9 protein-coding genes are annotated in these 10,725 nt (G+C 45.2%); all 9 read left to right on the plus strand.

What is annotated here, in order from left to right; genetic code table 11:
• Positions 1–112: 112 nt before the first annotated feature.
• Complete coding sequence (aroK, locus tag VOR_RS0102025; RefSeq protein WP_010317691.1) at positions 113–634, plus strand: shikimate kinase AroK; 522 nt, start codon at positions 113–115, stop codon at positions 632–634.
• A gap of 24 nt (positions 635–658) precedes the next feature.
• Complete coding sequence (gene aroB / locus VOR_RS0102030) at positions 659–1,747, plus strand: 3-dehydroquinate synthase (protein ID WP_010317693.1); 1,089 nt, start codon at positions 659–661, stop codon at positions 1,745–1,747.
• A 48-nt stretch (positions 1,748–1,795) separates the two neighbouring features.
• A complete protein-coding gene (locus tag VOR_RS0102035) occupies positions 1,796–3,292 on the plus strand; it encodes an AAA family ATPase (protein WP_010317695.1) in 1,497 nt (498 codons plus the stop codon).
• Positions 3,293–3,361: 69 nt separating this feature from the next.
• Positions 3,362–4,192: a Dam family site-specific DNA-(adenine-N6)-methyltransferase gene (locus VOR_RS0102040; RefSeq protein ID WP_010317696.1), complete on the plus strand. Its 831-nt coding sequence runs from the start codon at positions 3,362–3,364 to the stop codon at positions 4,190–4,192.
• A gap of 112 nt (positions 4,193–4,304) precedes the next feature.
• Positions 4,305–4,979: a ribulose-phosphate 3-epimerase gene (rpe, locus tag VOR_RS0102045; RefSeq protein ID WP_010317698.1), complete on the plus strand. Its 675-nt coding sequence runs from the start codon at positions 4,305–4,307 to the stop codon at positions 4,977–4,979.
• A 99-nt stretch (positions 4,980–5,078) separates the two neighbouring features.
• Entirely contained in the window at positions 5,079–5,765 is a 687-nt protein-coding gene (locus tag VOR_RS0102050; protein WP_010317700.1) for a phosphoglycolate phosphatase, read from the plus strand.
• A 154-nt stretch (positions 5,766–5,919) separates the two neighbouring features.
• Positions 5,920–6,936 (plus strand): tryptophan--tRNA ligase, encoded by a 1,017-nt coding sequence (gene trpS, locus VOR_RS0102055; RefSeq protein ID WP_010317701.1) that lies wholly within the window; start codon positions 5,920–5,922, stop codon positions 6,934–6,936.
• 155 nt (positions 6,937–7,091) lie between these two features.
• Complete coding sequence (locus VOR_RS0102060; protein WP_193386218.1) at positions 7,092–7,856, plus strand: substrate-binding periplasmic protein; 765 nt, start codon at positions 7,092–7,094, stop codon at positions 7,854–7,856.
• 306 nt (positions 7,857–8,162) lie between these two features.
• Positions 8,163–10,725: ExeM/NucH family extracellular endonuclease (locus VOR_RS0102065; RefSeq protein ID WP_010317704.1), on the plus strand; the 2,563-nt coding region annotated here is incomplete at its 3' end.

Here is a 10,725-nt window from a genome sequence, read left to right on the forward strand (position 1 = left end):
TATCACGAATCATCTGTGAGGAATAGGTGCCACGAGCGTCTTAACGGTCAGTATTATACTGGCTAATCTTGTGGCGATGTCATTGAATTAACGTTGTAAATTACTGCTAAACATGGCTGAGAAACGCAATATTTTCCTTGTTGGCCCAATGGGCGCCGGCAAAAGTACAATTGGTAGACATCTTGCTCAACAACTGCATATGGAGTTTTTAGACTCAGATACAGTCATTGAAGAGCGTACAGGCGCAGATATCGCATGGGTATTTGACGTCGAAGGTGAAGAGGGCTTCCGTAAACGTGAGGAAGCTGTAATTAATGACCTAACCGAGAAACAAGGTATTGTACTCGCAACAGGCGGTGGTTCTGTTAAGAGTAAAGAAAACCGTAATCGTTTATCTGCTCGTGGTATTGTGGTCTACCTTGAAACGACGATTGAAAAACAACTTGCACGCACGAACCGTGACAAAAAACGACCATTGCTTCAAACAGACAATCCACGTGAAGTCTTAGAATGTTTAGCCGATGAACGTAACGATCTTTACGCTGAGATCGCTGATTTTACGGTTCGTACTGACGATCAAGGTGCAAAAGTGGTAGCCAACGAGATCGTAAAAATGCTAGAAGAACATTCCTAAGTTCTTTATTTTGGAGTGCAAACCATGGAACGGATTACGGTCAGTTTAGATGAGCGTAGCTACCCAATCTCAATTGGCGCCGGATTATTTAATGATCCGGCCCTCCTTTCTTTCTTATCGGCCAAACAAAAAGTCGTCGTCATCAGTAATGTGACAGTCGCGCCTTTGTACGCGGATAAAATCTTCGCCCTTCTTGCACCGCATGCTTGTAACGTCTCCTTGCTTGAACTGCCAGATGGCGAACAATATAAAACTTTAGATACATTTAATATGGTGATGAGTTACCTGCTGGAAGGTAATTCCAGCCGTGATGTGGTGATCATCGCTTTAGGTGGTGGTGTGATTGGTGATTTAGTTGGATTCGCCGCAGCCTGTTATCAGCGCGGAGTCGATTTTATCCAAATACCGACCACGCTGCTTTCGCAAGTGGACTCCTCCGTTGGCGGTAAAACCGCGGTCAATCATGCTTTAGGTAAAAACATGATTGGTGCATTTTATCAGCCGAAAGCCGTCATTATTGATACTGAATGTTTGGCGACTTTACCAGCGCGAGAATTTGCCGCTGGTATGGCGGAAGTGATCAAATATGGCATCATTTACGATCATGATTTCTTTGTCTGGCTGGAAGAGAATCTCGATAAACTCTATGCCTTAGATGAGCAAGCGCTAAGTTATGCCATCGCTCGCTGCTGTCAAATTAAAGCCGATGTGGTCGCTCAAGATGAAAAAGAGTCGGGAATTCGCGCGTTGTTGAACCTAGGTCATACATTTGGTCATGCGATTGAAGCGCAGCTCGGGTATGGTAATTGGCTACACGGTGAAGCGGTTTCTGCCGGAACTGTGATGGCCGCTAAAACGGCGCAGTTACAAGGTTTAATTAACGATCAGCAAGTTGAGCGGATTGTTTCTATACTCAAAAGAGCAAATTTACCGATTCATACGCCCGAAAGCATGTCGTTTTCTGACTTTATGCAACACATGATGCGTGATAAAAAAGTGCTTTCAGGCGAACTACGTTTGGTGCTACCAACCAGTATTGGTACATCACAAGTAGTGAAAGGTGTACCCGAAGCGGTCATTGAACAAGCGATTGACTTCTGCCGCACCCTGTAAATCTTCATTGATACTAATTTGACAGTTGTCTGTCAGTAGGACGGCCTAATGAGTTTGGCGAATGAATTACGTATATTGGAATTAGATTCGCAAGTCGAGCTACTTGAGCGTTTGCAATTATTGACCAATTTTGGCTCAAATGTCATTACTGTTGGTGGTGGATTAGGTTTTGGTAAATCTTGGTTAGCACAGCGTTATTTAGAAGCGTGGGCCGAAGATAAAAACCAATCGCTGTTGCTGTGTCATCCCAATCAAGATGACCAGCAGCGTCGAGCGACCATTCTTACCCAAATCGTTTCAGGCCCGTTATTTAATCCTCACGATACACTTTCTGACAGCTTAGCTCGTCTACTTGATGGTGGCGGTTGTGATGTGGTGATAGTTGTCGATGACGCTCATTTACTCTCCGAAACCTTAGTGTCCGAGCTATGGATGCTGGTATTAGAAGCACAAGCCAATCCATTGTGGACCATCAATGTCGTATTATTTGCACAAGCCAATAGCCTTGATGCTTTGCTGACCCGTTTAAGCTATGGACAAGAGCATAAACCTGTAGAGCTAGAGATTGAAGCGCTGAGCAATGAAGAAGCGGATCGCTTTTTTGAAAATCTGGTCATGCGTTATGTACCCGATGAGATGGAGCGCCGCGTACGCAACGCTTACAAAAAGGTGAAACGCGTGCCTGGGGAAATCATGGCATTAGGAGAGCAGAAAATGGAAAAAAGGATCATCATCCGTTCGATTATCGGTTCTCCTGTGCAGATCGCTGCCTTGGTTTTACTGCTTCTGCTCATCATTGGTGGTGGTTACTGGTGGCTATTTACCCAACCCTCACCCGATGAGCAAGCGTCGCAAATTACAGGTACACTCGAGCAGACGGTAATCCCGACGCTAGGGGATGCCTCTGCACCAACAGTCAATACACTTGATGATTCAGCAACTGACACCACCAATAGTGGGAAGGTGCTTGCGAAAAGTGACCCGAGTTATTTAGGTGCTGAAGATGATTCCAGTTCGTTACCACCCGATGTGATGGAAAGTTCAGAGAGCGTGGGCATAATTGACAGCGATCAGCAACGAGTGGTGATTGAGTCTGATGTTGTGGATGCGCTTTTGGAAGGCAATTCGACCAAAGCCGATACGTCACTGAGTAATAATGCACTAGTTGATGCACAAAACCGCACCGCGCAAACTGTGCCAGTAAGTGAGGCTGCCACTGCTGCTGCGCCAACGAAAATCACCTTCTCCTTTGCAAGAGAAGAACTCAAAGCCTTCTCGCCACGCAGCTATACTTTGCAATTAGCGGCGGTCAGTACCCTTAGTGAAGCGCAAAATTTTCTTAATACCTACGCGCTACAAGAGAAGGTGCGTATTTATCCGACAGCACGCAATGATGTGGAGTGGTACATCATCACCTATGGTAATTATCCAACCATCCAGTTAGCACGTGATGCCGTTGAAACCTTACCGAAAGCGTTGCAATTGCAAGGCCCTTGGGCCAAATCACTCAGCCAAGTACAGCGAGAGATTGATCGTGCGAAATAACGCTGAGCTTGACGCAAAAATATGTTACATTCCGCAGCCTTATTTCGTGGTTGAAAGATAGAGCAGTAAATGAAGAAGCAGCGTGCCTTTCTTAAATGGGCTGGTGGTAAGTATGGCCTAGTCGAAGATATTCAACGTCACCTGCCGCCAGCGCGTAAACTGGTTGAACCCTTTGTTGGTGCTGGCTCTGTGTTCCTCAATACTGATTTTGAACAGTATTTGTTGGCCGATATCAATCCTGATCTCATCAACTTGTACAACCTGATTAAAGATCAACCTGAACTGTACATCACCGAATCTAAGCGTTGGTTCACGGCCGATAACAACCGTAAAGAAGCGTATCTCGATATTCGTAAAGAGTTCAATAAAAACGATGATGTACTGTATCGATCATTGGCGTTTTTATACATGAACCGTTTTGGTTTTAATGGTTTATGTCGCTACAACAAAAAAGGCGGTTTCAATGTGCCTTTTGGTTCCTACAAAAAGCCTTATTTCCCGCAAGCAGAATTGGAGTTTTTTGCCGAGAAAGCCAAGAAAGCGACCTTTATTTGCGAAGGATACGAAGAGACGTTTCGTCGTGCTCGCAAGGGCTGTGTTGTCTATTGCGATCCGCCATACGCGCCACTCTCTACTACCGCCAATTTTACTTCTTATTCTGGTAATGGCTTTTCATTGGATGATCAAGCCTCATTGGCCGATGTCGCTGAAAAAGCCGCCAATGATCGTGGCATACCAGTGCTGATTTCCAATCATGACACTAAGTTAACGCGCCGTTTGTATCATGGTGCAGAACTTAACGTGGTCAAGGTTAAGCGCACCATTAGCCGTAATGGGGCAGGGCGCAACAAAGTAGATGAGTTGTTGGCGCTGTTCAATACAGCGGAATGCGAAGATTAACATTTCTCCGTTAAATCGGGTGTCGCGCTAGGATATCTTGGTCAGCTTAGGTAGAATTGTGGGCGAATTTTGTTCATCACGCATTTGCGGCCACTAGCCTAAGAGGTCAGGTATGAAAGATTTCCTAATTGCCCCATCTATACTCTCAGCAGATTTTGCTCGTCTTGGCGAAGATGTTGAGAAAGTGCTTGCCGCTGGGGCTGACGTTGTCCATTTTGATGTAATGGATAACCACTACGTTCCCAACTTGACCTTTGGTGCTCCGATTTGTAAGGCGCTGCGTGACTATGGTGTTACGGCGCCAATTGATGTCCACTTAATGGTTAAACCAGTTGATCGCATCATTCCTGATTTTGCCAAGGCAGGGGCTTCGATGATCACTTTTCATGTGGAAGCTTCTGATCACGTTGATCGCACATTGCAATTGATCAAAGAGCACGGATGCCAAGCGGGTGTAGTGCTCAACCCAGCTACGCCACTTGCGCATCTCGAATTTATCATGGATAAAGTGGACCTCATTTTGCTGATGTCGGTTAACCCTGGTTTTGGTGGACAATCTTTTATTCCGCATACGTTGGATAAACTGCGCGCGGTGCGTCAATTGATTGAGCAATCGGGTCGTCATATCCGCCTTGAAATTGATGGTGGAGTCAAAGTCGATAACATTCGTGAAATTGCGCAAGCAGGCGCAGATATGTTTGTCGCAGGCTCGGCTATTTTTGGCCAACCGAATTACCAAACTGTGATTGATGAGATGCGCGCAGAATTAGCCAAAGTGACGCGCTAAGCAAAAATACTCACTACAACAACGTCAATCATTACTAAGTTACATACTCATGACGCAACAAGGGGTTTTGTGCTCCTTGTCTATTATTCGGAAGTTAAGATGTCTTTAAGCTCAATTAAATTAATCGCCTTTGATCTCGATGGTACCTTGCTCGACAGCGTGCCAGATTTAGCCGTAGCCGCTGATCAAACGGTGCAATCGTTAGGCTATTCATCGGTATCAGAAATGCAAGTGCGTGATTACGTCGGCAATGGTGCAGATGTGCTGATCGCTCGCTCACTTAGCCAAAGTTTAACCATCAACCCTGATCTTAGCGATGAGATCAAAGCCACCGCTCGTGAGCGTTTTGATGAATTTTATGACCAAACTGGCCATAAACTGAGCCATTTATATCCCCAAGTGAAAGAAACCTTAGCGCAGCTACACAGCGCTGGGTTCAGATTAGCTTTGGTGACCAATAAACCGTCTAAGTTTGTACCTGACGTATTGGTACAACATGGTATTGAGCACTTATTTACTGATGTGATTGGTGGTGATACTTTCCCGATCAAAAAACCTGATCCAATAGCGCTTAACTGGCTATTGGATAAACATCAACTAACGGCTAAGGAAATGTTGATGGTTGGGGATTCGAAAAACGATATTTTAGCGGCTAAAAATGCGGGTTGTTATTCGTTTGGTTTGACTTATGGCTACAATCACGGTGAGCCCATTTCAGCTTCCAACCCTGATTACGTGGCGGACTGTATCGACCAATTGCTTGATGTGTTGCGAGTTTCAGCATAAAAGTTCACACAATGCGCTAGTAAAATACTCGTCAATGAGTACACTGCATAAACCGCGTTATCGCTAAATTAAGTATCACTTAGCGAATGAGCGCGGTTTTTTTCACAGACATTTTCAGTCTTATCTCATTTTAAGTAGCAAGGAAATCATCCCTATGAGCAAACCCATTGTATTGAGTGGTGTTCAACCGTCAGGTGAACTAAGTATCGGTAACTATTTGGGTGCTCTACGTCAATGGCAACAGATGCAAGATGACTATGATTGTCAATACTGCGTGGTTGACCTGCATGCGATCACGGTTCGTCAAGATCCGAAAGCACTGCATGAAGCCACGTTAGATGCATTGTCAATCTGTCTTGCAGTTGGTGTTGACCCTAAAAAGAGCACGCTATTTGTTCAGTCACACGTACCAGAGCATGCTCAATTGGGTTGGCTTCTCAACTGCTACACGCAGATGGGTGAATTGAGCCGCATGACTCAGTTCAAAGACAAATCAGCACGTTATGCGAACGATGTGAATGCGGGCTTATTCGGTTATCCGGTGTTGATGGCGGCCGATATTCTACTTTATGGCGCGCACCAAGTACCCGTGGGCAGTGACCAAAAGCAGCACTTAGAGCTTGCGCGCGATATCGCGACTCGTTTTAACAATATCTATAGTCCTGAAAAGCCGATCTTCACCATTCCAGAGCCTTACATTCCGCAAGTGAACGCGCGAGTAATGAGCCTGCAAGATGCGACGAAGAAGATGTCTAAGTCAGATGATAACCGTAAGAACGTCATCACTTTGCTGGAAGATCCAAAGTCGATTATCAAGAAGGTTAATAAGGCTCAGACAGATACTGAAACGCCACCACGCATCGCTTTTGATACCGAAAATAAAGCGGGTATCTCCAACTTGATGAGTTTGTACTCTGCAGCGACAGGCAAAAGCTTTGCTGAGATCGAAGCGCAATATCAAGGTGTTGAGATGTACGGTCCTTTCAAGAAAGATGTTGGCGAAGCGCTGGTTGCCATGCTGGAGCCGGTACAAGCTGAATACGCGCGCATCCGACAAGATCGCGCGTATCTTGATTCAGTAATGAAAGCGGGTGCAGAAAAAGCCTCGGCTCGCGCTGCGATCACCTTGAAAAAAGCATTTAAAGCGGTAGGGTTTGTCGAGCGTCCTTAGTTTTTTCTGCGACAATCTAACTCTTTTCTCATTAAATAAAGCTAGGTTTTCCTAGCTTTATTTTTTACTTCTGCTTAATAAAATTTGATCTTTCTCTTTGTATTGTAGGCTTAGGTCTACACTTTAAATCATAACCATGATGATGAGTTTTGAACATGAGACGACTGCTGTTATTAGGATTGATGTTCATCTGTAGTGCCGCCGCCGCAGAGCCAGTTCGTATTTGTGTTGGTGATGTGAATGTTTGGCCCCCGTTCACCTATTGGCAGGGGATCTCGTATCAAGAAAAAGCCGATTCCTTGACTGGCTCAGCCACAACGCTGGTGTTGGACGCATTAAAATCTCACAACATCGATTACCAGTTTTATTTTATGCCTTGGGCGCGAGTCCAGCATGAACTGACGCAAGAGCGCGGTCGCTGCGATCTGACATGGGATGCAAGTTATCGTGCAGAAAGGGCTGAGTACAGCTATTTTTCGGTCCCGCTTTATACGATTCAACTCGGTTATTTTACGCTGCCAGACAACCATGAAGATTTAAAAGATCCATCCGTTGATGGCGTATTATGCGGAGTTAATGGCTTTAATTATGAGAATTTTGCGCTGTCTAGAGAACCCTCTCTCTATTTAAATTCCGTACAGCAAGCGCTGAATATGCTGCAAAAAGAGCGGTGTGATTGGTTTGTGAGTGAAATTAAACCCATTTATGGTGGAATTCAGTTGGGTCTATATAAAATTGATCGGCCAATCGTTCATCATTTTCTCGCTAGAAACAAGCCATACCACGTGCAAGTTCGCCGTAGCTTAGAAAATTCGATGCCGCTGCTAAATCAGCTCAATGACTACTTTCTCGATGCGCAAAAAACCGGTCGCGCCCAGGCGGTCTTTGATCGCTACCTCTCTTTTAGCCAATCACAATAATCAAACTAAGGTGTTTGCCGTGTACGGAGCACCTTGTTTGCCTTTCTTTTTAGAAAAATAAGACTGTTCACCTCACGGCAATATCACTGTCGAAAACCCCCTTTACCTTCTTTGTTGAAAGTTTGCGCTTAGTTCAAGTATTTGCTCTAGCTATGCGATGTTGATCTCGATATGAATGGTGAATGTTTTTATCTTTCATTTAAAAACACAACACTGTACGCGCAAATGGAACCAATCCCCTTTATAAACGTGATTTACAACACCTTGCTTACCACTTCGGTTACAGAGCAGGGAAAGAGGTGAACAATGGAATCGACACGAATTAAACCCTTTGGCCGAACATTACTCGCTGCGGCGATAAGCTCCACATTGGCTGTATCAGCTCAAGCTGAGATTATTATTTCTCAGTATGTAGAAGGCAGCAGCTTCAATAAGGCGATCGAAATTGCTAACACTAGTAATGTATCCGTCAGTTTAGACAATTTCATTTTAGCGAAATCAAGCAACGGCGGTGGTAACTGGGATACACAGTTGCCCCTGACTGGGCGAGTGATTGCCGCGAATGATGTGTTAGTGATTTCTCATGCCAACGCCAATAGTGCTATCCAAGCAGTGAGCGATGAAAATAATGGCTCAGTAATTAATTTTAACGGTGATGATCCGGTGGCACTGCTAAACAGTGATGGTAGCGTGCATGATGTGTTGGGAGTGATGGGCGGCATTAACTGGGGCAAGGACACCACTTTAGTGCGTAATAGCGATAGCCTTATGCCCTCAGCGGCTTATCAAGCTGCTCAGTGGAGCGCGTTAGGCAAGGATAACATTGATGGGTTAGGCGCACTCGATGCCGTAGAGCCACCGGCTGAGTTTACCTGTACTCAAGAGGGATCTGAGCCCACCTTTACTTCTATTCAAGCCATTCAAGGCGAAGGGCAAAGCTCTCCTTTTATTAGTGGTTACCCTTACATCACCGACCAAGAATATTTTGTCAAAGGTGTCGTGAGTGCCGTTACCACAGGGTTAACTAAGGGTTTTTATCTGCAAGCGTTGGAAGATGATTACAACCTAAATACCTCTGAAGGTTTGTTTGTTTTTACCGATCAATCAAGCTCAAGTTTAAAACCGGGGGATGTGGTTTGTGTGAAAGGTAAAGTACAGGAGTATTACAACCTCACACAGCTTAAAGTCGAAAACAAGCAATGGCTAAAACAAGGTGAGCAAGAGGCTCCACAAGCGACCGCGATAGAGATTTTGCCTACCGATGAGAACTTTGAGCACACATTAGAGCGTTATGAAGGCATGTTGGTAAAAACCACCCCAGAGCTGGATATGCGTGTGACGCGAACCTTTGGTTATGACTATGCTGCTCGTCGCAATAACATGGTGTTAGCGCAAGGTCGTATTAACATGCAGCCGAACCAGCTATTCGCTGCGGGCTCTGAGCAAGCCAAACAGCAGAGCGTGGAAAACGCGCAGCGCCGCTTGTTTATTGAATCCGATGCGAAAGCCGCCGATGGCCAAATTCCGTACTACCCAGAGTTTGGTCGCAGTGATATTGATCAAAATGGTTCGACTGAAGATTACATCCGCATTGATGACAGCATCATAGGTTTAGAAGGTGTGCTCTCATACGGTTACAACGAATATCGTCTGATTGTGACCAATTCGCTCAGCCAAGAGAATTTCGTACGCAATGATCCCCGCAGCGAGAAACCGGATATCGATGAAGGCGATCTGCGCATTGCCACATTCAACGTGCTTAACTATTTTAACTCGCCGTTTGGCGGTGATGCAAATCAGCATGGCGGTAATCGTGGTGCCAATAACCTTGCAGAATTTGAACTGCAGCAAGCGAAGATCGTCAATGCGATTGTACGTTTGGATGCCGATATTGTCGGTTTGATGGAAATTGAGAATAACGGTTTCGGTGCAGGGTCGGCAATTGCGCAGTTGGTCAATCAGATCAACAGCCAGATCTCGGATAAGAAAAAACATTACCGTTTTGTCGCGATTGACTCAAATAATGATGGTGTGACCGATGAACTTGATTCTATTGGCACGGATGTGATCACCACAGGAGTGATTTATCGTGAAAAAGTGGTGAAGTTGACAGAAAATCGTGTAATTCCAATGCCAAGCCAACAAGCACCTGAAGTGTTGGATGACAAAGGCAAAGTGATTGAAGATGGTAAAAATTACCAGCGTGACACGCTTGCACCGACCTTCAAAGTTAAAGGTGGCAATGAGAAAATTACCGTCGCGGTTAACCATCTAAAATCCAAAGGCTCGGCATGTTGGGAAGATGCCGCACCAGTTGAACAAGGTGGGCAAGGTGGCAAAGATATTGATTTTCAAGGTGCATGTGAACACTTTCGTGTCGCAGCTGCGGTCGCTTTAGGTGAAGCGTTACAAAAAATCAAAGGGCATAAAGTCATTTTGGGTGATATGAACTCTTACGGTATGGAAGACCCGATGCTCGTATTGACGGACTACAGCCCAGAGAAGTATGGCAAAACCATCCGTGCGGCACGCAATACTTACCTTGCAGGTACTCCTCAATTTGGTGATGATGGCGCGTTGATTACTCACAATTATGGGTACTTTAACGCTGTGGCGATGAAACACCCAGAGAGCTGGAGTTACTCATTTAATGATGAAGTTGGCGCATTGGATCATTTGCTGGTCAGCAAAAGTTTGAAAGGCAAAGTGGTGGATGCGACTGATTGGCACATCAACGGCGGTGAATCGACACTGTTTGATTACAACGGTGAGTTCAAAGGTGATTTACCGAAATATCAAGATCATTTTCGCGCATCTGATCATGATCCTGCCGTGTTAGAACTGAATATTTACGGCGGGTCATTCGGCC

Source organism: Vibrio ordalii ATCC 33509 (genome assembly GCA_000257205.1).
GTDB classification, from domain to species: domain Bacteria; phylum Pseudomonadota; class Gammaproteobacteria; order Enterobacterales; family Vibrionaceae; genus Vibrio; species Vibrio ordalii.